The 22,978-nt window shown below is 69.1% G+C and carries 20 protein-coding genes and 2 tRNA genes; 4 read left to right on the top strand and 18 right to left on the bottom strand.

Annotation, left to right across the window (positions count from 1 at the left end; genetic code table 11):
* Positions 1-9 precede the first annotated feature (9 nt).
* From IT359_05705 to IT359_05675, 7 genes are all read right to left on the bottom strand, one after another.
* Positions 10-951: a DUF58 domain-containing protein gene (locus IT359_05705; protein ID MCC6928471.1), complete on the bottom strand. Its 942-nt coding sequence runs from the start codon at positions 949-951 to the stop codon at positions 10-12.
* Between the two features lie 3 nt (positions 952-954).
* On the bottom strand, positions 955-1,902 hold the full coding sequence (locus IT359_05700) for a MoxR family ATPase (GenBank protein MCC6928470.1): 948 nt from the start codon (positions 1,900-1,902) through the stop codon (positions 955-957).
* A gap of 173 nt (positions 1,903-2,075) precedes the next feature.
* Positions 2,076-2,831 carry a DUF4159 domain-containing protein gene (locus IT359_05695; protein ID MCC6928469.1) on the bottom strand — a complete coding sequence of 252 codons (756 nt, stop codon included), beginning with the start codon at positions 2,829-2,831 and terminating at the stop codon, positions 2,076-2,078.
* Complete coding sequence (locus IT359_05690; GenBank protein MCC6928468.1) at positions 2,828-5,449, bottom strand: tetratricopeptide repeat protein; 2,622 nt, start codon at positions 5,447-5,449, stop codon at positions 2,828-2,830. The genes IT359_05695 and IT359_05690 overlap by 4 nt, the downstream gene beginning before the upstream one ends.
* Positions 5,446-6,480: a hypothetical protein gene (locus tag IT359_05685; protein MCC6928467.1), complete on the bottom strand. Its 1,035-nt coding sequence runs from the start codon at positions 6,478-6,480 to the stop codon at positions 5,446-5,448. The genes IT359_05690 and IT359_05685 overlap by 4 nt, the downstream gene beginning before the upstream one ends.
* Entirely contained in the window at positions 6,480-8,771 is a 2,292-nt protein-coding gene (locus tag IT359_05680) for a hypothetical protein (GenBank protein ID MCC6928466.1), read from the bottom strand. Before IT359_05680 ends, IT359_05685 begins: the two co-directional genes overlap by 1 nt.
* A 519-nt stretch (positions 8,772-9,290) precedes the next feature.
* Positions 9,291-9,794, bottom strand: coding sequence for a hypothetical protein (locus IT359_05675; protein ID MCC6928465.1), 504 nt, complete (start codon positions 9,792-9,794; stop codon positions 9,291-9,293).
* A gap of 145 nt (positions 9,795-9,939) precedes the next feature.
* Between IT359_05675 and IT359_05670 the strand changes: the two genes are divergently transcribed.
* Positions 9,940-11,475, top strand: a complete 1,536-nt coding sequence (locus IT359_05670) for an AAA family ATPase (GenBank protein ID MCC6928464.1) — start codon at positions 9,940-9,942, stop codon at positions 11,473-11,475.
* Between the two features lie 56 nt (positions 11,476-11,531).
* On the opposite strand, the gene IT359_05665 is transcribed toward IT359_05670, so the two are convergent.
* Positions 11,532-12,641 (bottom strand): HDOD domain-containing protein, encoded by a 1,110-nt coding sequence (locus IT359_05665; protein ID MCC6928463.1) that lies wholly within the window; start codon positions 12,639-12,641, stop codon positions 11,532-11,534.
* Between the two features lie 496 nt (positions 12,642-13,137).
* Between IT359_05665 and IT359_05660 the strand changes: the two genes are divergently transcribed.
* Positions 13,138-14,628: a S8 family serine peptidase gene (locus IT359_05660; protein ID MCC6928462.1), complete on the top strand. Its 1,491-nt coding sequence runs from the start codon at positions 13,138-13,140 to the stop codon at positions 14,626-14,628.
* Positions 14,629-14,713: 85 nt separating this feature from the next.
* Here IT359_05660 and idi read toward each other — a convergent pair whose 3' ends face one another.
* Together idi and IT359_05650 are read right to left on the bottom strand one after the other, a co-directional pair.
* Positions 14,714-15,310: an isopentenyl-diphosphate Delta-isomerase gene (gene idi, locus IT359_05655; GenBank protein ID MCC6928461.1), complete on the bottom strand. Its 597-nt coding sequence runs from the start codon at positions 15,308-15,310 to the stop codon at positions 14,714-14,716.
* 106 nt (positions 15,311-15,416) lie between these two features.
* Positions 15,417-15,490, bottom strand: a tRNA-Met gene (locus IT359_05650).
* Between the two features lie 229 nt (positions 15,491-15,719).
* Here IT359_05650 and IT359_05645 point away from each other — a divergent pair.
* Together IT359_05645 and IT359_05640 are read left to right on the top strand one after the other, a co-directional pair.
* Entirely contained in the window at positions 15,720-16,208 is a 489-nt protein-coding gene (locus tag IT359_05645) for a hypothetical protein (GenBank protein MCC6928460.1), read from the top strand.
* Positions 16,208-16,693 (top strand): type II secretion system protein, encoded by a 486-nt coding sequence (locus IT359_05640; protein MCC6928459.1) that lies wholly within the window; start codon positions 16,208-16,210, stop codon positions 16,691-16,693. The genes IT359_05645 and IT359_05640 overlap by 1 nt, the downstream gene beginning before the upstream one ends.
* Positions 16,694-16,801: 108 nt before the next feature.
* Here IT359_05640 and IT359_05635 read toward each other — a convergent pair.
* The 8 genes from IT359_05635 to IT359_05600 form a co-directional block, all read right to left on the bottom strand.
* Positions 16,802-16,875: transfer RNA gene (locus IT359_05635), tRNA-Met, on the bottom strand.
* A 126-nt stretch (positions 16,876-17,001) separates the two neighbouring features.
* Positions 17,002-17,301, bottom strand: coding sequence for a hypothetical protein (locus IT359_05630; GenBank protein ID MCC6928458.1), 300 nt, complete (start codon positions 17,299-17,301; stop codon positions 17,002-17,004).
* 43 nt (positions 17,302-17,344) lie between these two features.
* Positions 17,345-18,631 (bottom strand): phosphopyruvate hydratase, encoded by a 1,287-nt coding sequence (eno, locus tag IT359_05625; protein MCC6928457.1) that lies wholly within the window; start codon positions 18,629-18,631, stop codon positions 17,345-17,347.
* Between the two features lie 74 nt (positions 18,632-18,705).
* Complete coding sequence (locus IT359_05620) at positions 18,706-19,434, bottom strand: 1-acyl-sn-glycerol-3-phosphate acyltransferase (protein ID MCC6928456.1); 729 nt, start codon at positions 19,432-19,434, stop codon at positions 18,706-18,708.
* Positions 19,435-19,466: 32 nt separating this feature from the next.
* Complete coding sequence (gene thiL, locus IT359_05615; GenBank protein ID MCC6928455.1) at positions 19,467-20,411, bottom strand: thiamine-phosphate kinase; 945 nt, start codon at positions 20,409-20,411, stop codon at positions 19,467-19,469.
* Between the two features lie 15 nt (positions 20,412-20,426).
* A complete protein-coding gene (locus IT359_05610) occupies positions 20,427-21,956 on the bottom strand; it encodes an NAD(P)H-hydrate dehydratase (protein MCC6928454.1) in 1,530 nt (509 codons plus the stop codon).
* A gap of 34 nt (positions 21,957-21,990) precedes the next feature.
* Complete coding sequence (locus IT359_05605; GenBank protein ID MCC6928453.1) at positions 21,991-22,176, bottom strand: hypothetical protein; 186 nt, start codon at positions 22,174-22,176, stop codon at positions 21,991-21,993.
* A gap of 61 nt (positions 22,177-22,237) precedes the next feature.
* Positions 22,238-22,624 carry a hypothetical protein gene (locus IT359_05600; protein MCC6928452.1) on the bottom strand — a complete coding sequence of 129 codons (387 nt, stop codon included), beginning with the start codon at positions 22,622-22,624 and terminating at the stop codon, positions 22,238-22,240.
* Positions 22,625-22,978 lie beyond the last annotated feature (354 nt).

Here is a 22,978-nt window from a genome sequence, read left to right as displayed (position 1 = left end):
GCGATCGCGCTAGCGCACCGTCCGCAACCGTTCGCGGCGCACGAGGTACTCGAACAGGAGCGCGTCCAGCGGCTGCGACGTGTCGATGAACATGGCGTCGATGCGATGCTCGCCCAGCCTGCGCTGCAGCGTGGCGACATGATCGGCCACCAGGCGGCGGTACTCCGCGCGCAATCGCGACGGGACGACCGGGAGCCGGACCCCGCTCTCCACATCCTCGAAGGTGGAGGCGTCGCTGAAGTCGAAGCTGCGCTCGAGCGGGTCCAGGAGGTGCATGACGATCACGTCGTGCCCCGCATCGCGCAGCGGGCCGAGTGCCGAGATCACGCGATCGGGCTCCTCGTACAGGTCCGACAGGACGAGCATGAAGCCGCGCCGGCGCTGGCTCTCGGCGATCTTGGCCAGCGGTCGCGCGAGCGCGCCGCCCCCGCGCGCCACCGCACGGTCGAGCGCGAAGAGCACCTGCGGCAGGTGCCTGGCAGACGGCGGGACGTAGTCGACGAGGTCGCCCCCAAACGATGCGAAGCCAACGCGGTCCCGCTGGCGATGCGAGAAGTACGCGAGGCTCGCCGCGAGGAACCTGGCGTAGTCCAGCTTCGTGATCCCGGTCGACCCGTACCCCATCGACGCCGAGACGTCGAGGAGCACCATGAAGTTGGTGTTCGTCTCCGTCTCGAACTCCTTGAGGTAGTAGCGCTCGGTGCGCGCGTACACGCGCCAGTCGATATGCCGGATGTCGTCACCGGGCGCGTAGGGCCGGTGCTCGGCGAAATCGGTGGAGAATCCCAGGTGGGGTGAGCGGTGCAGCCCGGAGATGAACCCCTCCACCACCCACCGCGCCACCAGCTCCAGGTTGCCGATGCGCGCCAGGGCCACCGGGTCGATGAACCGGACCCCGGGCTGCAGCGTGTCATTGCGGCTGGCGGAGGCCGCGGCGCCGGGCGCGGGCACGGCCTACAGCCTCGCCTTGGGGAGCGGCACCGCCTCCACCAGCCTGGCCACGATCTGGTCCGTCGTCACCCGCTCCGACTGCGCGTGGAAGTTGGTGAGGATGCGATGCCGCAGCACCGGGGCGGCCAGCGCCTGGATGTCGTCGAATGAGACGTGGTAGCGCCCCTGCATGAGTGCGCGCGCCTTTCCCCCCAGCACGAGGTACTGCGCGGCGCGCGTCGACGCCCCGTACGACACCCACTGCTTGATGAAGTCGGGCGCCGTCGGCGACACCGGGCGCGACGCCCTCGCCAGGTGCACCGCGTAGCGCGCCACCGACTCGGCCACCGGGACCCGCCTGACGAGTCGCTGGAAGGCGACGATGTCCGGTCCCGTGATGGCGTGCCGGAAGACGTGGCTCTGGATCGCCGTCGTCGTCTGTACGACCTTGAGCTCGTCGTCCTCGTTGAGGTAGTCGATCACGACCTGGAACATGAAGCGGTCCAGTTGCGCTTCGGGAAGCGGGTATGTCCCCTCGAGTTCGATCGGGTTCTGCGTCGCGAAGACGAAGAACGGCTCGTCCAGCTGGTAGGTGCGCCCCTGCACCGTCACGCGGTGCTCCTGCATCGCCTCCAGCAGCGCCGACTGCGTCTTGGGTGGCGTGCGGTTGATCTCGTCGGCCAGCACGATGTTGGCGAAGATCGGCCCGGGGACGAACGCCATGCGACGGCGCCCCGTCTCCGGGTCTTCCTGGATGATGTCCGTCCCCGTGATGTCCGACGGCATGAGGTCCGGCGTGAACTGGATGCGCGAGAACCGCAGGTCGAGCACCTGTGCCATCGTGTGGATCAGGAGCGTCTTGGCCAGCCCCGGGACGCCCACGATGAGGCAATTCCCCCCCGCGAACAGCGCGATGAGCGCCTGTTCCACCACGTGCTCCTGCCCGATGATGAGCTTGCGCAGCTCGGCCATGACCTGCTGCTGCCCGCCCCGCAGCCTGTCGGCGAGGGCGAGATCGTCGGGGGCTTCGAGGGCAACGCTTTCCGGGGCTGTCGTCGACACGGTTTCCTCAGTTGGGGGGGTGGGGCAAGGGAGCGTTCGTCGTTGCGCGCGTCGCCCGACGGCGACGATTGGTGCGACCGCGGTCAGTGGGTCATGGCGTAGACGACATAGTTCACCGCCAGCTTGTACGCCTCGTTGGTGAGTGCAATGGGGAGGAAGCCCTCATCCGACCACTCCATGTAGTCACCGATGTCGTTGTTGTAGTCGGCGATCATCACGAGGCGCTTGGACGGATCGTTGTCCTCGTACGCGCCCCAGAACTCCGCCTGCACCGGGAAGTTGGGGTGCGACATCTCCAGCGACTCGATGTGATAGAACGAGTCGAAGATGGGGTGCGTGCGGTCGAGCTTCACCAGCGTGAGGCCGGGAAAGGCCTCCTGCCAGCGTCGCTCGAAGTTGTACCAGTGGTTCCCCACGAAGTCGTCGAAGATCAGGAAGCCCCCCTTCTGCACGTACGCCTGCACCCCCGCCTTCTCCGCCTCGGTCATGGTCCAGAAGCCGGGTTCGGAGACGTAGGCCACCGGGTAGCGGAACAGCTCCGGACTGTCGAAGGCCAGGATGTTGCTCCCCTCGAGTTGCGGCTTCACCGTCGTCAGCTCGGAGAGGATCTTCATGAAGTGGTTCTCGGCGCGCGGGTAGTCATGATCCCACTTGAGGTCCCAGCCGCCGCCTAACGGCTCGAACTTCATGCGCACGAAGGTGAACCGTCCGTCGTACGTGACGTTGGCCACCGGATCGCGCCCGGGGGAATGGCGCCCGCGCCGGAAGCCCTGCGCGGTGAGGGCGAGTGCGGGAACGAGCACCGCCGCCGCAAGTGCCCATCGCTGCCAGCGTCTCATGGCCGTTTCTCCTGGAGCGTGAGGAGGAGCGCCTGTGCCTTCTCGTAGTTAGGGGCGAGGTCCAGGGCGCGCAGGACCTCGCGCCGCGCCTGGGCCACGTCACCCGCGTCGGCGTAGGCGAGCGCCAGCTGCGTGAGCGCCTCGACGCGATCGCTCGGATCGAGTGCCAGCACCGCCTGTCGCTCGCGAATCGCCACCGCGTGACGCCCCAGTCGCCCGGCCTGCTCGGCCAGTCGCTCATGGACGCCAAGGTCGAAGGGGGAGATGAAGAGCGTGCGTTCCAGCGCCGCCGCACTCCCCGCGGTGTCGCGCCGCGCCTGCGCCAGCGCCGCCAGCTGCACATTCGCGTCGAACGCCAGCTCGTTGCGCAACGTCATGGCCTGCAGCTCGCGCATGGCCGCCGCACTGTCGCCCCGCGTGAGGTGAATCTCGGCCAAGGTCCGGTACGGCGAGTCCTCACCGGTATAGGCGGGAAAGAGTCCCTTGGCCCGCTCCAGCTCGCGGACGGCATCGTCCCAGCGCTGGCGCTCGGCCGCCGCCGTCGCGGCGTGCATCGCGTCGGCGAACGTCCCCTTCCACCGTATCGCCTCCTCGTGCCCACTCCCCTTCCCGCCCTCCATCGACACCGCCGCGAACTCGCGCGCGAAGCGCGCACGAATCCAGCGGTCGAACTCGCGATCGAAGGTCGGCGTGTCGTAGCCCAGCACGTCGCGCACCACCGTGGCCGTGTTCGCGCCGCGAGCATACGCCGCCAGCATGCCCCGAATGCCCGCCATCGTCTTCTGCTCCTCGATCCACTCGGCCACGAGCGACGCCTGGTAGTACGAGAGGATGACCTCCTGCGGAAAGCGCGGCCGCATGAAGCCATCGTTCATGCGCGAGGGCGGGGCAAGCATCCCCGCGGCATACGCGGCGAGGAACTCCGGGGAGACGTCGCTCCCCCACGACGCGCGCGCGCGTCGTTCCTCCAGCACCGAGAGCCCCTCCGAGAACCACCGCGGGATGCGATTGCCAGTCGCGCCTAACGTGAACGTGTGCGCGATCTCGTGCCAGAGCGTCGACCCCCAATTGAACTCCCCCACCTTGCGCGCGGCCGGCGAATCCATCGCCACGACCGGTCCAAAGCAGACGCCCAGCGCCCCCAGCCCCGCCAGCCCCACCGTGCGCACGGAAAAGTCGGCGTGGCTGCGGAAAAACTCGATGCGCACCGCCTCGGTGGGGCGATAGCCATAACGCGCCGACAGCGAGTCGAAGGCCATCTCCGCCAACGGCCCCGCGTAGAGCGAGAGGAGCGGCGCGTCCTTCTTCTCCATCACGAGGACGAAGCGCGGTGTGCGCACCTCGGCGTAGCCATCGAACGTGTCCAGCAGGTCGAGCGTGTTCTTCGCCCACACGTCGTAGGGGTCGATGGCAAAGGCGCGGTCGAGGTTCGCCTTTCCCTCGGCCACCTGCCCGATGCGCAGCTGGTTCACGCCTAACAACGCCCGCGCTCTCGCCGCCCTGGGATCGCGCGCCACGCCCTGGGCGGCGAAGGCGGTCGCGTCGCGATACAGCCGGTTGCGCGCCGCCACGTCGGCCAGCGTCACCTCGGCGTCGGCCGACCCCACCAGGCGCGCGTGCGCCCGCGCCAGTGCGCGCCTGAAGTTGGCCGAATCGCCGGAGAGCCACCGTGCGGCGGCGAGCGCCACCAGCGGCGGGGCGGCGCCGGTGTCGGCGGCAAGCCCGCGAATCGCCTCGTTCGCCGCGTCGTCGTAGCGCTCGACGTCGATCAGGAGGAGCGCGGAGACCGCACGTGCCTCCGGGTCGCCCGGATTGACCTCGAGCGACTGCCGCACGTAAGCCGATGGATCACCGCGGCCGTCGAACGAGAGGACGCGCGACATCCCGAGGAGCGCGCGCGGGTGGCGCGCATTGACCTTGAGCACGGCATCGAACATGGCACGCGCATCGGCCGCGTTGAACTTCTCGAGGAAGAGGAAGCCCAGCTCGGTGCGCGTATCCAGGTTGGTGGAGTCGGCGGCAATGGATTCGTCGTACGCCTTGAGGGCATCCTTGAACAGTTGCGGATCGTTGCGCCCCAGGTAGCGACAGGCGATAGCCACGGCGCGCAACTCGTCGGCGCTGAGGCGTGCGCGACTGCTGTTGTAGGTGTCGATGAAGGCGTCGAAGGTGCGCATGGCCTCATCGCGGGCCCCGCCCTCCAGGGCGAGCGTCGCCAGTTGCAAGCGCGCCGTGAGCGAGTCGCGCCCACTGTGGCTGCGCTCGTACGCCGCCCGCGCGGCTGCCACGTCGCCACGTGCGCGATACGCATCGCCCAGCAAGACGTCGCCCTCGCGCCCGCCGTGCGTGACGCGGCGAAAGCGTTCGCCCACGTCGATGGCCTCCGCGTGACGCCCCACGTCCGTGAGCGCACGCATGAGGTTGCGCGTGCCCGCCACGTGGGCGCTGTCACGCGCCAGTGCCTCGCGCGCCAGCTTGATCGCCTCCTCGTAGCGCCCCCCCTGCCGCGCCGCCACCGAACGCGCGGCCAGCGATCCCGCGTCGGCGTCCTGCGCGCAGGCCGCCGGCGGAACGCACACCAGCAGGGCCGCGAGCCCCAAACGGCGGAATGCGTTCACGGCTTCTTCCCCTCCAGCGCCTTGAGCGCACTCGCGTTTCTCGCCAGCTCCACCATCAGCGGCTCGAGCGCCTTCTGATAGGCCTCCTCGCTCATCGTCGAGCGGCGCGAGCGCAAGGCCTCGAGTCGCCCGTCCAGCTCGCGCCGCTCGGCCAGCAGCGTCGCCGCGCGCGGATCGGCCGCCAGCGTGGCCCCCCCCGCGGGTTCAAGGAAGAGCGCCCGCGCCCGCGGTCCATCGGGCCCCTTCTCGCTCGCGTCACCATGTCCCACGCCATCGCCATCGTCGTCGAGCACGGCGTGCTCGGTGGCGATGCGGTTGCCCTGCTCGAACACCCGCTCCACCTCGCGGCGGGCGTACGTGAACGCTTCGAGCAGGTTCACGCGCCCATCCTTGTCGCTGTCCGCGGCGCCAGACGCCCCGGTGAGCGCGGCCACGATGTGCGCCGGAAACAGCGTCTCGTTCTGCTCGCGCGGCGTGCGCGTCGCCGTCACCACCACGCGCATCGGGGCGGCCAGCGCTTTGACGAAGTCACCGCTTGCACTCGTCGTGTTGACGACGACGACACTAACGTCGCGCAGCGGCGCAAGCGCGGCCGCAAAGTCGGCGGCCGACATGTCCGGCCCGGGAATGTTGAAGCGCGACTCGTTTCCCTGCGCCGTGCCGTGGCCGAAGAGGACGATTACCAGGCGGTCCCCGGCGCGCATCCCTGCCGAGAGACGGCCGATCGACGCAAGGATCTGCTCGCGCGTGGAACGGGCACGCACGCGCGCGCGCGTGGAGTCTTCGGCGAGCACGACGATGAGCGAATCCGGGATGCCGAAGCGCCTGGAGGCGGCGTCGGCAATGGCGGTTGCATAGCCGTGATAGGCGTCTGTCAGGCGCTTCTCGCCGCCGACGCCGGCCACGAGGAGGATCGCCGTGCGCGGGGCGGCGCCCGCCTGCGCCTGCGCCGCGCGTGCGGCGACCGCGCCGCAGCACACCGCCGCCAGCAGCAACGCGCGCGCACGCGCCACGCCCCACCGGCGTCGCATCACGCCACCCCCCGCCGCCGCCGCAGCGCCCACTCCCCCCCAAGGGCCAGCAGGACCAGCCCCAGCAACGCCGGCATGTCCCACAGGTCCTTCTTCTCCACCACGGTCGCGCCGCTCGCGCTGTACACCAGGTCCTTGGCCACGTCTCCCGCCTCCGACGCCCGGTAGAAGCGTCCTCCGGTTTCCTCGGCAATCTGCCGCAGCATGGTCGGACGCATCTCGGCCCCGAAGTACTCCTGCATCGGCACCGCGACCCGCACGTACGTCGCCTCGCCCGGGATCGTGTCGCCACCAACTACCGCGCGCAGCCGCACCGCGTGCACCCCGTTCCCCTCGGGGACGTACGTGGTGCGGTACTCTCCGTCGCGCTCCACGGCCCACTCGAGCGCCACATCCTGTGAGACACCGCTCGGCGTTGTCACGGTCCCCACCACCGTGGCCCCGTTCGCCTTGCGATAGGCGGAGTCGCTCACCTCCGCCCGCAGCGCGACCCCTTCCCCCGGCCCGCTCTCTTCAGCGACCACCCCTTCCACGCGATCGGGAACGTCGCTCACCAGCCAGCGCAGCATCTGCCGCCAGAACGTCTCATGCGTCTGGTCGTCCACCGCCACCTGCGCGTCCATCTGCCACAGCCACGAGTCCTGCGCGGCGAAGACGATCGCCTTCCCGCGCCCGTAGCGCTGCACCGCGAGCAGCGGACGCGACGTGACGCCGTCGCTCGCCGTCCCGCTGAGGAGGATGGTGGCGCCCGGCTTGGCGCGCCCCAGGCGGTTCACCGAGGTCAGCGCCGGCATCGTCGCCCAGCGCGCCTTGGAGCTGCTGTCGTTGTCCGCGAGCTGCAACGCGGGATGCCCCGCCGCCGCCACCGTCGGCGTCGCCTGCAGCGTCACCACCACCGGGACGTCGCCCAGCACCCCCTGCAGCTCCAGCGGGAGCGCATCGCTCACCGCCGTCCCGCCATATCCCCCCTCGCCTAACGCGTCGCGCCCCCCCAGCACCAGCAGCCCGCCGCCGCGCTCGCTCACGAAGTCCCCCAGCATCCGCAGCTGGTCGGCGGTGAAGAACGACGCCTCGACGCTCCCCAGCACCACCGCGCGGTAGGCAAACAGCGCCTCGCGCGTGCGCGGAAAGCCGGCCGCCAGCTCGAGTGAATCGTCCACGCCCAGGCGCAAGTACTTGTCCCTGGCCGACCGCAGGAGCGTGACCAACTGAATGTTGCCGTCCGCCTCCACGGCGCGACGCAGGAACTTGAGCTCGAAGCGCGGCTCCCCCTCCACATAGAGAATCTTCTCGCGCCGATCGCGCACGATGACCATGGTCGAGCGCTCGTTGTTCTCGGCGATCATCTCGCCCGCCTGCGCCGGCACCTTCACGCGCAGCAGTCGCGCCCCCACCTCGGTAGCCGGGACGCGAATGCGCACCGATACCGCTTCCCCATCGCGCGGGAGGAGCGCCGTCGCCGTCCCCACGATCCGTCCCGAATCCTCCACCACCACGGGAATCCGCTCGCCGCCGTATCCGCGCTGCACCAGCACGACCTGCACGAAGAGCGAGGCATCGCGCAGCACCGCGCGTGGCGCATCCACTCGCGCCACCTCGATGTCCCGCTCGAATCGCTCGCGCCCCACCCCCACCGCGTACACCGGGATGCGACGCGCGCGCAGCGAGAGCAGTTGCTCGCTCACCCCCGCCTCCCCCGGCGTCGCCGCCGTGTTGTCGGCACCGTCGCTCAGCAGGACGATGCCGGCGGTCGGCACACCGCTCAGGTCGTCTTCGATACGCAAGAGCGACGACGCCAGCCGTGTGCGCGTTCCGTCGAAGGCTATTCCCGACGCATCGGCCATCCGCCCACCGCCCCCCAACCGGAACACGCGAAGTTGGTACCGGTCGGCGAGCGCGCGCAGCAGCGCGGAATCGGGTGCGCCGGCCAGTCGCCGCACGGCGTCGGCGCGCGAATCGCCGTCCAGGTCGCGCACCTGCATGCTGCGCGAGTCATCGACCACGACCGCCACCACGTTGCGCTGCGTGATGGAGCTGCTGAGCACGAGGACCGGGCGCATGAGCGCCAGGGTGAGTCCGGCAATCGCCACCACGCGCAGCGCGGCCAGCGCACCGCGCGTGCGCGCCGTCAGCTCACCCGGGTGGCGCAGGTACGTCGTCACCGCCAGCACGGCCGCCAACGCCCCGGCCAGCGCGATGACCCACGCCGGCACTGCGGAGGCGAACGCGAGCGTCCCCTTCGCAAAGGCGAACGGTCGGTACTTGAACAGCAGCTCGACCAGACGATCCAATCCCGTCCCCCAGCGTCGTCGGGTGCTCGTTGCGCGCGTGCACGGTGTACGTACGAATTGCGCCTACGTTCCGCTCGTGCGCAGGTGTTCGCCAGTGCGCCGCGGCTCGCCTCCTGACTCGCGTCCCAGCTCACCTCCCAACTCGCATCCTCGCGAGCCCCAACCACCGACGCAGGTGAGCGTTCTCATCCCCAAGCTGCGCCACGATGCTCCGCCGCGCCTCGGCGACGGGATGAGCCGAGTGCTTGGACGAACGGGGCGCGCGTTCGTTAGGCCGCGACGCCCGCCGGCCCGTACGCCGACGCTCCAGCCAAGGTGCCCGCCGAAGCGTCTGCCAGGGCGTTTAGCCAGTGCGTCTAGCCGAAATGCCCGCGAGGATGATGAGGTCCCATCAACGGACGAGGGAGCGCTCCCGTTCCGATCGTGCTCGGTAGACCTCGCGTTGGAGGTGCACAGCCACCGGAAACACAAAGCGCGCCCCGTGAAGAGCGCGCTCGATCATCCGGCCCAGGGCGCTGTTCAGGCGACGCGCGCGGCCCCGTTGGGCTCGAGTTCCGCGTCCGGCGCCGCCTTGCGATACGCCGAGACCGCATGCTGGAGGGCCAGCAGCGCCGATGCCTCGAACTCATACTCTACCGCCAACTCGCGCAGCCGCTGCGGCGAATGGTTCGTCAGCTTCTTGCTGGTCTCGTCACACCCACGATGGCGACGGCTGTATTCGCGCGACGCATGCCAGAGCGAGTTGGCCTTGTGCCACCAGTCCTCGTCGCGGTGCAGCGTGGTCCCCGTCACCGCTTCATATGATTTCCCGCTCGACGCCAGCACGTCGTCGCAGATGCAGACAATCCGCAACGCTCCCTGCTGCTCGTCTTCGTGCGCCCCACGATCGACAAGGCGCGCATAGCGCTGGCGTTGGCGAATGCACTCCTGCGCCGCGCGGAACATGCGATCGGCGTGGGAACGCGGCGTCTCGACCGCGGCGTTCTCGGCGGTGATGCTGGCGGTGCGGCTCGACTTCGACATGCGGCTGGCCAGAAAAGTGGGAGGGGAAGTTTAACACCGGCCCGCCTCCGAAAGGGAAGCCTCTCCCCCTCGCCGTCGGCCGGTAGTTGCAGGTGACGCCCCACCAATCGGACAGTCATTAGGGGGATCACGTCACACATCCGCCATGACCCGCGCCTCCTTCGTCGACGAACTGGAACTCCTCATTCGCTCCCGCTACCCTCTGGTGGTCCTCGACACCTGGGAGTACGAGCGGAGCGAAGAAGTCCTTCGGCATGTCGCCTCGCGCCTTTCCCTGCACTATCACGAATGGCGTCGCTCCAAGGGGGTGCGTCGCGGCGCCGGGGCGGGTGAGCCCTTTGCCGACGACACCGCCCTCCCCACCGACGCGCTGCGGCACGTCGAGCGCGAGGGGGCCGGCATCTTTCATTTCCCGGCGCTCGGCGCACACCTGCAGGACCCGCTCGTGGTCTCGCAGCTGCACGACGTGGTGGAGCGGTTCGGGATGCGGCGTGGGGCCCTCGTGATCTCGGGCGGCGACGTGACGCTCCCCGAGTCGCTTCGCCCACACGCCATCGTGGTCTCGCTCCCCGCCCCCGAGGCCGAGGAGTACCGCGCCCTCCTGGAGCGCGTGGTGCGCGACAATTCCGCGCGCATGCCGGTGCGCCTCGACCTCTCCCCCTCCGACCGCGCCCGCCTCCTGCACAATCTGGGAGGCCTCTCGCTCACCGAGGCGGAGAAGATCCTGACGCGCCTCATCATGATCGACGGGGCGCTCAGCGCCGCCGACATCCCGCGCGTGACCGACGCCAAGCGTCAGGCAGTGGAGCAGGACGGGCTCCTCGAGTACTGGTCCACCGAGAGCGGGATGGCGGGCGTGGCAGGGCTCGAAGGTTTGAAGGCATGGCTGTCGCGACGCCGGGCCGCCGTCCTCGAGCCGGAGCGCGCGCAGGCGGCGGGGCTCCCCTTCCCCAAGGGAATCCTCCTCCTCGGCGTCCCGGGGTGTGGGAAGAGCCTGTGCGCCAAGTCGGTCGCGCACGAATGGTCGCTCCCGCTGCTGCGCCTCGACCCGGGGCTCCTGTTCGACAAGTACATCGGTGACAGCGAGAAGAACTTCAAGCGTGCGCTGCGCACCGCCGAGCGCATGGCACCGATCGTCCTCTGGATCGACGAAATCGAGAAGGCGTTCGCCTCGTCGGGGGGTGAGCAGGATGGCGGCGTCTCGCGGCGCGTCTTTGGCGGCTTCCTCTCATGGCTGCAGGACCGGCGGGGCGACGTCTTCGTCGTCGCGACGGCCAACGACGTCTCGGCGCTCCCGCCGGAGTTCATCCGCAAGGGGCGATTCGACGAGGTCTTCTTCGTCGACCTCCCGCGCGCCGCGTCGCGCCGCGCGATCTTCGAGATTCACCTGCGCAAGCGGGGGTGCGATCCGGCCAGCATGTCGCTCGAACCGCTGGTGGCGGCGTCGGACGGCTTCAGCGGGGCGGAGATCGAGCAGGCGATCGTCGCCGCGCAATACGCCGCCTTCAGCGACAACGCCGCGCTGACGCAGGGGCGCATCGTGCATGAACTGGCAGCCACGCGTCCGCTCTCGCGCACCATGGCCGAGTCGTTAGGCGCACTGCGCACGTGGGCCCGCGACCGCACCGTGCACGCCGACGGCGACGCCCTCCCTCCGCCGCGTCCCGTGCTCCTGACCTGACCGGCGCCGGCTCGTTTGGCGAGCGACACCTCGACAGGCGCTCGGACGCGAACTCGTCAGGCGAGCACGGGCTCCTCGACGTCCTCGGGAAGCGACGCCACGCCCCGCTCGATGGTGTCGAGCGGCGTCACCACGAGTCCATCTTTCCACCAGCGCTCCAGCTCCACCGGCCTACCGCGGACGCGGGCGAGATCGATACGCTCGGCGAGGTACAGCAGTTCGCAGCGCGGATCGTACATCTCCGGCACCGGCGAGCGGTGATGCGTGGCGATCGCATGTGACACGCCGGCGCCAAGCCCCCACTGCAGAGCGGCCAGTCCGCCGAGCGGCTCGTGCAGCATGCGCAACACCACGCTCACGATCGACGACGGAAACTTCACCTCGCGCCGCAGCGACTTGCGAAGCTCGCCGAGGCGATCGAAGATCACGAGCTTGCCCACGTCGTGCAGCAGCCCGAGTGCGTAGGCCTCGTCAGGCACTGCCCTGAAGGCGGGAGAGAGGGAACGGGTGATGGGGGCCACGCGCACCATGTGCTGCCACGACAGGTTCACGAGATCCTGGTAGGCGCTCCCCGGACGGCAGAGCATCCCGTCGACCATCGTCCTCAGGACGACGTTGTGCACCCCCGATGTCCCCACGCGCTGCACCGCGCCGTGAAGCGAGACGACGCGCCCGCCGGCTGTGGCGTAGTAGGCCGAGTTGGCGTAGCGCAGGAGTGCCTGGCCAAGCCCGGGATCGCTCTCGACGAGCGTGACGAGCTTCGACGTGGGCGCATTGACGTCGCGCGTGACGCTCAGCGCGCGTTGCGCGGCCAGCGGCGGCTGTCGCACCACCGCCTCGAACGATTCCAGGAGTGCATCGAGGAGACGGGGCGCGTCGGTCTCGCGGTCGGCGCGACCGAGCACGTTGCTCACTTCGCCAATGCGGGTGCGGATATCGAGTTCCAGCCATTCCTGCATCTCGCGCGCGTCGGCGTCGCGCGGCACGGCGTGCAGCCCGGCCAGCGGTGCAGCGGCACTCCCGTCGGTCGCGTCGAGCGGCCTGGAGGTAGCGCCGTGCGTTGCGCGCGGGGCGTCGGTGGCCGGCGCGCCACCGGGGTCGCTCCCGCCAGGCGCAACTCCGGAACGTGTCGGCGCGAAATACCGCTTGAAGAGGTCGCCAAGCATGAAAGGATGGGAAAGGACCGTGAGCGACGAGCGCGCGGGAACGACCGCGCACACACCGCCTGCATGGCAGTATCGGCTCGCTCGGCGCGGCACTATCGCCGGTGCCGCACGGTGACGCGCGCGCGCGCTGCACGGATGACCGCGTGGCGTGGCATCGGCGCCTCGCTTTTTTGTGACGTGGCGTACACTTCGTGACAGGCTGAGGCATGCGCGCGTGAAAGAGAGTCAAAGCACGCAAAGCGAATGCGCCGGCGCATTGACGCGCGCGACCGACCCCTGTAGTGTTGCGCGCCGCTCCGCGGGGCGCGCAGCGCACGGGGCGCTAGCCGTTCCCGTCGGACGGGGCCGTATGCGCGGGCGCGCACATTGCACGAGGATGTTCGGCGTGATTCCTCGGCAGGGAGGGCCGCAACAGAACGAGATGCGTGCCCCGGCAACGCGCTCGCGTCCGCCCCGCGGAGAGTCGCACGGTCGTGATCCCCAACCTGGAGGTCTTGTGAAGCACGGGTACCTGATGATTGCAGCTGTCGGCCTCGCCGCCACCGCGTGTGCCGACGCAACCTCGCCGAGCGCCGGCGCACGCCTCGCTCCCCTCATCGTGCCGCAGGGCAACGTCAGCACGCAGGTCGTCCCCAACGAGTATCTCGTCGTGCTCCGCACTCCCGGCGACATGACGGCGCAGTCCAGCGCCGTCAGCGAAGCCAGTGCGCGGGGCGGCACCGTGACGGCGCGCTGGGATCGCGCCGTGAACGGCTTCGCCGTGCGCATGTCCCCCGCCGCCATCACCGAGCTTCGCCGCCGCGCCGACATCGACTTCGTCGAGCCGAACGGAGTCGTCCACGCCACCGGCGTCCAGTCTCCCGTAGGCTCCTGGGGGCAGGACCGCGTGGACCAACGCAACCTCCCGCTCAACAACAGCTACACCTACCCCAACACCGGCGCCGGCGTCCACGCCTACATCATCGACACCGGGCTCAATGCCACCCACACCGAGTTCACCGGGCGCGTCGGCAACGGCGCTGACTTCACCGGAAACGGCACCACGAACGACGGCAACGGGCACGGCACCCACGTCGCTGGCACCGTCGGCGGCACGACCTATGGACTCGCCAAGAGCGTCACCCTCCACGCCGTTCGCGTCCTCGACGCCTCAGGCTCCGGCACGTGGGCCGGCGTCATCTCCGGTATCAACTGGGTCATTGCCAACAAGCAGCTCCCCGCGGTCGCCAACGCCTCCCTCGGTGGCGGGGCCAGCAGCACGGTGGACAATGCCACCAACAACCTCGTCGCTGCCGGCGTCACCTTCGCCGTCGCGTCGGGCAACGACACCGATGATGCCTGCTACTACTCGCCGGCGCGCCGCGGCGTGGTGAATGGCGTCATCAGCACCAACGCGAGCACCAACACCGACGCACGCGCGTACTTCTCCAACTACGGCACCTGCACCGACATCTTTGCCCCGGGACAAAGCATCAAGAGCGCCTGGATCGGGAGCAACACGGCCACCAACACCATCAGCGGCACCTCCATGGCCTCGCCGCACGCCGCCGGCGCCGCCGCGCTGTACCTCTCGAAGAACCCGGCGTTCACGCCGGCACAGGTCGAGGCGGCCATGAAGGCCGACGCCACCACCGGCAAGATCACCAACCCCGGCACGGGAACGGCGAACCGGCTCCTCTACGTGGGCAACATCGGTGGGACCACGCCGCCGACCAATCAGCCCCCCGTGGCCAACTTCACCGTCAGCAGCTGCACGCCAGCCGTGAGGGGCAATGGCAAATCGTGCAGCTTCAACGGCACCTCGTCCACCGACGACGTCGGCGTGACGTCGTACACCTGGACGGTCTCCTCGCGCGGCGCCGAGACGTGGACCGGCTCCATCAAGCGGATCTTCGTCGGACCCCCAGGGTCGTACTCCGCCACGCTCAAGGTCACCGACGCCGGTGGCCTGACCAACTCGATCACCAAGTCGTTCGTCGTCCCCTGAGCGGCGACACCGACTCTGGCGTGTTCCACTAACGCCCAGTGACAGACAGCGGGCGCCCGTGCAAGCGACGGGCGCCCGTTGTCATTCACGAACCTGGTTGTTCCCCCGGCGCCAACGGCTGGGAGGCGCGCGCCGTCACCTCCAGCCCCGCCAGTCGCTCCAGCGCCAGTGGGAACCACGCGGAGAAGCGCGAATCGTCGGCGGCCAGCTCGGCGCGAGCTTCATCCAGCGTCAGGCGACGCCACGCGGAGACCTCGTCCGCATTGGGCGAAGGCTCCTCCACCACGCGCGCCACGAAGACATGGTCGTACTCGTGCTCGACCAGCGTGGGCGCGACCTGCGCGCGATAGATGAAGGCGAACGCAGGCTCCAGCGACACGCACTCCACCCCCATCTCCTCACGCAGGCACCGGCGCGCCGCCATTGCCGGCGACTCGCCGTCGCGCGGATGGGTGCACGCGCTGTTGGACCACAACCCGCCCGAGTGATACTTCCCCGCCGCCCGTCGCTGGACCAGCATCGCGCCCGACGCGTCGAAGGCAAAGACCGAGACCGCACGATGCAGCGTCCCGGTCTGGTGCACCGAGAGCTTCTCGGCGAGGCGCAATGGCCGATCGCTGGCGTCGACGACGATGACCGGGGGAACCCCTTCGCCAGGCGGGATGACACGGGGAGCTTGCATCGGCGACGGCCCGTTCGCGGCCGCTCAGGAAAGTCGCGATCTCCTCGATCGCGGGCGCCATTCTCGTCCAGGTGCCAGCGGCGTCTCCCGCCAGCCGCCCTACCAGTAGCTGGGGCCGGATTCGAACCGGCGACCCCGGCATTATGAGTGCCGTGCTCTAACCACCTGAGCTACCCAGCCAACACACCGTCTCGTCGCACGACCGCGCGACGGTTCGGCGGGACGGGAATTCTAATCACCTCCGCCCCCCCGTCATAGGGGGACGCCGGGTCGGCGTCACGCTCACCCCACGGCGTTTGGTGCGCTAAAGACGGGACGCGCTCCTGTCGAAGATCACAAGGAGCGTCCCACGCGCCCAGGGTAGTCCCCTGGGGTCCACGCGCGTCGACTTCCCGATCGCCCGACTCCCATGCAGCGCGTCGCCGCCCCGAAAGCGTCGCCCTCGAACGATGCGAAGGTCCAGTCGCTCGTCGAGGAGTTCCTCGCCGAGAAGCGCAAGGAACTCGCCGAGGAAGCCACCGTGCAGCAGCGCCCCCGCTCACGCGGCGCGGTGATTGGCACGCTCGCGCTCCTCTGCGCCGCCGCATGGCTCGCCCCGTACCCATCCTCCTCGCGCTACGCGCCACCCGATCCCAAGGTGACGCGCGCCAGCGGGCGATTGATCCTCTTCCTCGCCGCCCAATCGGTGACGCACTTCCGCGTCACGCAGGGCCGGCTCCCCAACTCGCTGTTCGAAGCCGGCGTGGATCGATACGACATCAGGTACATCCCGGGCACCGAGGGTTCGTTCACCCTCAGCACCAAGGTGCTGGACCAGACCTACACCTTCGACTCCAGCGCTCCCATTCAATCGTACCTCGGCCAGGCCGAGGACGTCATCTCGGCCACCGGGCACTGATGCGCACTCGACGTCGCGGCTTCTCGATTCCCGAACTCCTCGTGGTTCTGACGATCCTCGGGATCGTCGTCCGCATGGGCTTCCCACGATACACCGAGCTTCGGCGCCAGGCCGAGGCACGAGCCATCATTGGCGACGTGCAGGCAGTGCGCGTGGCCGCCTACAACTACAACACCGAACATCAGGACTGGCCGTCGGAGGCGTCGCGCGGGAGCGTTCCCGCGGAGTTGCAGCCGCTCCTTCCCCAGGGCTTCAGCTTCCAGCGCGACCGCTGGACGATGGACTGGGAGGTCTGGCCCGGCGCCGGCAGCGGCTCGCCGTCGGCGATGCGTGCGGGGACCGCTCCGCTCATCGCACTCTCCGTCGAGACCCCCGACACCTTGCTCACGAGCGCGCTGCGTCAGGCGGCACGACTCGGCGTCCCGTACCTCGTCTCGGGGTCGGAGACCACCTTCCTGCTCGCCGGCTTCGGCGGTAGCTATTGACGGTCGCGCCCGAGAGGGCGCAGCGCGCGAGAGTCGCGCCCGGTGCGCATGAAAGAAACGCGGTCGGCGCCAACGGCACCGACCGCGTTCACTTTCGAACTTGAGAAGTAGCGGGGGCGGGATTTGAACCCGCGACCTTCGGGTTATGAGCCCGACGAGCTACCAGGCTGCTCCACCCCGCGTCAGGGAAGGCGGAATCTAGACCGGTGCATGGTGAAGTCAAGTGAACGCACGGAGCCGGCGGGAGCGCCCAGGTTCGCGCGCTTTCGTTGCGCGCGGCGTCCCTGTGCCTCCCGCCACGGCATCCGCTACTTCCGCCGAGCGTTGGCGCTGTCGGGCGGATCGAACCGGTACATCAGCTCCTTGTCGCTCCGCACCATCCCGATCTCCTCGCGCGCAATGCGCTCCTGCAAGGCGGGATCGGTGGCGATACGCTTCTTGAGCGCGGTGAGCGAATCCACATCATGCTGCAACGAGTCGATCGTGTGCCGCAGGATCGCTTCGCGACTGCGCTGCCGGAACAGGTCGGTGGTCGAGTACTCGCCTCCCTGGATGGCGAAGTAGGCCGCGAGGACGAGCCCGAGGGCAACGGCGAACCGCTTCAACACGGTTCACCGTTGCCCACCGCGGTGACCAACGATCCGCAGCGCATCACAGCCCGTAGATCGCGCCGCCGGGATACTCGGCGATGTCGCCCAGCATCTCCTCGATGCGCAGCAGTTGGTTGTACTTCGCGACGCGATCGGTGCGCGATGCACTCCCGGTCTTGATCTGCCCCGCGCCGGTGCCCACCGCAAGATCGGCGATGAAGGTGTCCTCGGTCTCGCCGGAACGATGCGAGATGATGGAGAGGTAGCCGGCGGCGCGCGCCATCTCGATCGCCTCCAGCGTCTCGGTCAGCGTCCCGATCTGGTTGACCTTGATGAGGATCGAGTTGCCGATGCCGTTCTCGATCCCCTTGGCCAGGCGCTCGGTGTTGGTCACGAAGAGGTCGTCGCCCACGAGCTGGCAGCGATCGCCTAACGTGGCCGTGAGCTGCGCCCACCCGTCCCAGTCGTCCTCGGCCAGGCCGTCCTCGATGGAGACGATCGGGTACTCCTCGAGCCACTTGGCGTAGAGTTCGACCATCCCCTTGGCATCGCGCGTCCCGGCGCCGCTCTTCTTGAACGTGTACTTCTTCCCCTTCTTCTCGAACAGCTCGGAGGCGGCGCAGTCGAGCGCGAGCGCGATCTCCTTGCCGGGCGCGTAGCCCGCCGCCTCGATCGCCTCGATCACGATCCGCAGCGCATCCTCGTCGCTCTTGAGGTCGGGGGCAAAGCCGCCTTCGTCGCCCACGCCGGTGCTGAGCTTGCGCTTCACCAACACCTTCTTGAGCGAGTGGAAGACCTCGGCGCCCATCCGAAGTGCATCGGCGAAGGTCTCCGCACCCACGGGGACGATCATGTACTCCTGGAAGTCGACCGTGTTGGTGGAGTGCGCGCCGCCGTTGAGGATGTTCATGAGCGGGACCGGCATGGTGCGCGCCAGCGGGCCGCCAAGGTAGCGATAGAGCGGGAGCCCGCTCTCCACGGCCGCGGCGCGCGCCACCGCCATCGACACGCCAAGGATCGCGTTCGCCCCCAGCTTTCCCTTGTTGGGGGTACCGTCCAGGTCGATCATCGCGCGGTCGATCTCGACCTGCTCCGTGGGATCCATCCCGCGCAGCGCCGGACCAATCGTCTCGATGACGTTCTTCACCGCCGTCTGCACCCCCTTTCCGAGGTAGCGCCCGGCGGTGCCGTCGCGCAGCTCCAGCGCCTCATGCTCCCCCGTCGACGCCCCCGACGGAACGGCGGCGCGGCCGGCGGCGCCGCTCTGCAGCGTCACGTCGACTTCGATGGTGGGATTGCCGCGGCTGTCGAGGATCTCGCGGGCGTGGATGTCGAGGATGGTGGACATGGCTTCCTGTGAGGCGAGAAGACGAGAGGACGAGAGGACGAGAAGACGAGGGGGGCTAACGATGAAATACTTGGCTAGTCGGCGATTCCGGCGGGGTCGCGTTCGGTTTCGGGAGCGCTCTCGATGCCGTACAACGTGCGCAGCGCCTCGGCCATGCGGTCCCACACCAACTTGGCGAGTTCATTGCGGCGGTCGTACGAGTAGCCCTCGGTGAGGATCTCCTCGAGAAAGTGCACGTGCACGTCACCGCTCGTGACGCGCCACGACCCGCGCGGATGCACGGCCAGCGTCCCGTGCACCACGGTCGGGACAATCGGGACACCGGCCGCAATGGCGAGGACGAATGGCCCCTTCTTGAACGCTCGGAGCGCATACGTGTCGGCGCGCGTCCCTTCCGCGGCGACGATCACCGACGCCCCACTACGAATGATCGCCGCGGCGGCATCGTACTGGGCGAACGCGGCCTTCCGGTTCTGCCGCTCGATGAAGATGGTCCCCACGCGCCGGGCCGCGGGACCAAAGATCGGGATCTTGAGCAGCTCCGCCTTGGCCACCCACTTGTTTCGCGGAACGATGCTCAGCAGCGCGAAGACATCGAACCAGGAGACGTGGTTGGCCACATACATCCGCGCCGAGCGTGGCGCGACGCGCTCCGGGTTGTGCAGGTGCAGACGAACGCCCGCCGCCCACAGGATGGAACGGGCCCACAGGCGCGGGGCCCAGTCGAACACCGATCCGTGCACATCGGGGCGGCCCAGCAATGCTCCGAGAACGGCGAGCCCCCCGAATATGGGTGTGGTCACAAGGAACGTCAGTCCGACGAGAAGCGCACGCATCACGTCGAAAAGTGATCGTACCCCGCACTGAGGTCAACGCGCTCCCCCGTCGCGCCCCGCACTCCCACCACCGCCGGAGTCTCGCTCGCGCGCGCACGCGCGATCTCGCTCAGCGGAAGGGCAAAGGTGCGCGCGAACTCGTTCGCATCGATAGGATGCGGCGACGCCAGCAGGAGCTCGTACTCCTCGCCCCCGCGCAGCGCATCGGGCAACGTGCAACCGCGCATCACGGGGACACGGTCCACGTCGACGCGGAGTTCCACCGCACTCGCCACCGCGAGGTGACGCAGCTCCGATGCAAGGCCGTCGGAAATGTCGATCATAGCCCGCACACCATGCTGCGCCAGCCAGATCCCCTCCTGCACGCGCGCTCGCGGGCGGGCGAATCGCTCGCGCGCCTGCGGCTCGGGCACTTCCCCACGCTCGAGCGCGCGCAGCGCGGTGGCCGGCCCTCCCAGCACGCCCGTCACGTACAAGCAGTCGCCGGGGCGCACCGCGTTGCGGTGCGTCGGGAGCGCCGTGGACCCCATGACGGTCACCGTGATCGACAGCTCCGACGCGCGCGCAATGTCGCCCCCAACGATCGGCGTTCCGCTCAGGCGCGCCGCCTCGCCAATCCCGTCGGCGAGCGCCTCCACCGTCGTGAGCCACGACTCCGGAAGGGTGAGCGCGACCACGAGCCCCCGCGGGGTGGCCGCCATCGCCGCGAGGTCGCTGAGCGCCGCGGCGGTTGCGCGATAGCCGATCTCGGCCGGCGTGAGCCACTCGCGCCGGAAGTGCACGCCATCCACCGAGCTGTCGGTGCTGACCACGAGACGTTCGCCCGGCGGAATGTCGAGCACCGCGGCATCGTCGCCCACGCCGCTGGCTAACTCCCCCCAGCGAGCCAGCATGGCACGGACAAGGTCGAACTCGCGCCCCGAGGCGAGGGAGATGTGCGGCACGGTCCCTCCGCTCCGTCAGGCGTCGCCGACCCGCGGGAGGCGGGCAAGGATGTCGGCGCTCTCGGCGGGAATGGGACGCCAGGCGATACCCAAGGCGCGGACGACGTCGTCGAGCACCACGCCCCGCACCGGACGCCCGGTGTTCGCGATCTCGGCGGCGCGCCCATGAATCCACGCCGCGCACGCCGCCGCGGCAAAGGGGTCGCCCCCCTGCGCGAGGAGCGTGGCCGCGATGCCCGCCAGAATGTCGCCGCTCCCCGCCGTACCAAGGACCGGCGTCCCCGCCGCGCTCACCAGCGATTCGCCGTTAGGTGCGGTGATCACGCTCGGCACCCCCTTGAGCAGCACCGTGGCGTGGAGCGCCCGCGCCAGGCGAGCCCCCACCTCGAAACGTTCCGAAAGGACGCTGTCGACGTCCACACCGATCAGGCGGGCGAACTCCAGCGGATGTGGGGTCACGATTGCCGGCCGCGCGTCGAGCAGGTCGCCCAGCGCGGACTCGTTGCCGGCAAAGGCATTCAGCGCGTCGGCATCGACCACGACCGGCCCGGTCCACGCGTCGAGCCACGCCTCCACGCGGGCGCGGGTCTCGTCGCCACTTCCAAGCCCCGGGCCGATGAGGAGGACGTTGGGCCACGCGACGAGCCCGGCATCTGGAGCTGCCAGCGGCCAATCGGTCGCCGTGGCCTCGGGGACCGCCGACTGGAGCGGGGCCAGGCTGTCGGGATGGACGCAGAGTCGCACCATTCCGATGCCGGAACGCAGCGCCCCGCGCGCCGCCAGCGCCACCGCCCCCGCCATCCCCCGGTCTCCTCCCACGATTAGGAGGCGACGGCGTGTCCCCTTGTGCGCCTCGGCGGCGATGGCCGGCGTGTGCCGCGCCACCCATGCCGCGTCCACCAACGCGGGGGCGCCATCGGGGAGGTCGGCGTGCGCGCCGAGCCCGATGTCGAGCGCAACGATCTCGCCGCAGGCGCTGCGCGACAGCACCTGCGCGCGTTTGACCGTACCAAAGGTGATGGTGAGGTCTGCCGGCACACAGCCACGCGCCAGCTCGCCGGTGGTGGCGTCGAGCCCCGTGGGGAGGTCGAGGGCGACGACGAACGCACCGTGCGCGCGCGCCTCGGCGATGCGCGCGACGGAGTCGGCAATGGCGCCGCGCAACGGACCTTGCGCGCCCGTTCCCAGGAGCGCATCGACGACGACATCGACCGCTTCCGTCGGCACCCCTAACGACACCGTGCCGACGGCTTCATCGCGCGCCGTCACGGCATCGGCGGTGCGCGGCTCCAGCGCCTGGTCGACGTGTACGCTCACGCCGGCGCGCGCCAGCGCGGCGGCGACGATCCATCCGTCGCCCCCGTTGTTCCCCGGACCACAGCAGACAAGCGCGCGCCTCCCGCGGGCGGTATCGAGCCGCCCGAGGATGAGGTGCGCCGCACCGTGGCCGGCACGTCGCATCAATTGGATGGATGGGATCCCCGCTGCGATCGCGGCCGAGTCGCGAGCGACGGCTTGATCGGAGGTCACGACGCGGGGGGTCATGGAGCGTGTCGCGACCGGGGAGAGCGTGGAAAGGTTACTTGTGTGACTGGCCGACCGTGCGACCGAAGCTGATCTCGCCGTTATCGATGCGGATGTTGAAGCCGCACTCCGGATTGCTGCACACCCACGCCTTGTAGGTGATTGGCGCACCGTCGCGTCCGTAGTCGCTGAGCGGGAGAAGAACGCCCTTTTCGCACTTCTGGCAATTCGGGAAATCCATGGGTTGGGTCACTACGCCTCCAAGCGCGTGAAAGAATCGTGTTGCACCTCGCGACACGAGATCACGCCAGATGAGCTGCGCTCCAGGGATACGCTTGCTCAAAGGCGTGATCGAACTCGTACACGTCGACAAAGTCGAGGCGCGAATCGGTAGGCTGGCTCATGAGGAGCCCCAAGTCCACCATCGTGAATACGATGTCACCGACATCCGCCGTCGCCCGCACGCCCCAGTGCTCGAGTACCAACCGCGCCATCACACCAAACTTCTCGAGCGCGAGATCACGAACCGCCGCCGCGAGCTCTCGCCCGTCGATGTGCCGACGTTCCGCGATTCGCCCTTGTTGAAACTCGAGTGCCGCAAGCACGAAGAGATACGCGTGCTCATGGAACCTGGTCTCTTGAAGGCGGATCTGATCCCAGATCCCGTCTCGAAAAGCCAACTCCGCCACCCTCGCAGTTCTCCCGCGGGTCTTGCACCCGCCAAACAGAAAGTCCGAGCAGTTGGATAAAAATGCGGACGCGTAAACAGGGACACAACCCACACTTGTTCCGCTCCCTCTCGAGTGTCGGCGCCGCCGCGATCTCTCTTGATGGAATGTCGCTTCGATGCGTCTATCCTAATGAAGGGTCGCCGCCGCCCGCGACGGGCACTGGGGAAGCGCCGCCCCTTCCCCACGACCCGTCATTCACGCCAAGATGCAACGCTCCGCGCCGCGCTGACATTCCACGTTTCGAGGTCGCCGTGTCCCACCCTGTCCGCCACGCAGGTTACCCTCCGTTCAAACGCTCCGCCCACGCGCTGC

This window comes from Gemmatimonadaceae bacterium, from assembly GCA_020852815.1.
Taxonomy (GTDB): Bacteria; Gemmatimonadota; Gemmatimonadetes; order Gemmatimonadales; family Gemmatimonadaceae; genus SCN-70-22.
The sequence above is the reverse complement of the archived record's forward strand: the minus strand, read 5'-3'. Positions and strand labels throughout refer to the sequence as shown.

Bases quoted from the DNA above. Each gene is read 5' to 3' on its own strand.
- IT359_05675 (MCC6928465.1), bottom strand. From the start codon at position 9,794: ATGTCGAAGTCGAGCCGCACCGCCAGCATCACCGCCGAGAACGCCGCG.
- IT359_05665 (MCC6928463.1), bottom strand. From the start codon at position 12,641: ATGCTTGGCGACCTCTTCAAGCGGTATTTCGCGCCGACACGTTCCGGA.
- IT359_05610 (MCC6928454.1), bottom strand. From the start codon at position 21,956: ATGACCCCCCGCGTCGTGACCTCCGATCAAGCCGTCGCTCGCGACTCG.
- IT359_05695 (MCC6928469.1), bottom strand. From the start codon at position 2,831: ATGAGACGCTGGCAGCGATGGGCACTTGCGGCGGCGGTGCTCGTTCCC.
- IT359_05605 (MCC6928453.1), bottom strand. From the start codon at position 22,176: ATGGATTTCCCGAATTGCCAGAAGTGCGAAAAGGGCGTTCTTCTCCCG.
- IT359_05685 (MCC6928467.1), bottom strand. From the start codon at position 6,480: ATGCGACGCCGGTGGGGCGTGGCGCGTGCGCGCGCGTTGCTGCTGGCG.
- IT359_05700 (MCC6928470.1), bottom strand. From the start codon at position 1,902: ATGGCCGAGCTGCGCAAGCTCATCATCGGGCAGGAGCACGTGGTGGAA.
- idi (MCC6928461.1), bottom strand. From the start codon at position 15,310: ATGCAAGCTCCCCGTGTCATCCCGCCTGGCGAAGGGGTTCCCCCGGTC.
- IT359_05640 (MCC6928459.1), top strand. From the start codon at position 16,208: ATGCGCACTCGACGTCGCGGCTTCTCGATTCCCGAACTCCTCGTGGTT.
- IT359_05670 (MCC6928464.1), top strand. From the start codon at position 9,940: ATGACCCGCGCCTCCTTCGTCGACGAACTGGAACTCCTCATTCGCTCC.
- IT359_05645 (MCC6928460.1), top strand. From the start codon at position 15,720: ATGCAGCGCGTCGCCGCCCCGAAAGCGTCGCCCTCGAACGATGCGAAG.
- eno (MCC6928457.1), bottom strand. From the start codon at position 18,631: ATGTCCACCATCCTCGACATCCACGCCCGCGAGATCCTCGACAGCCGC.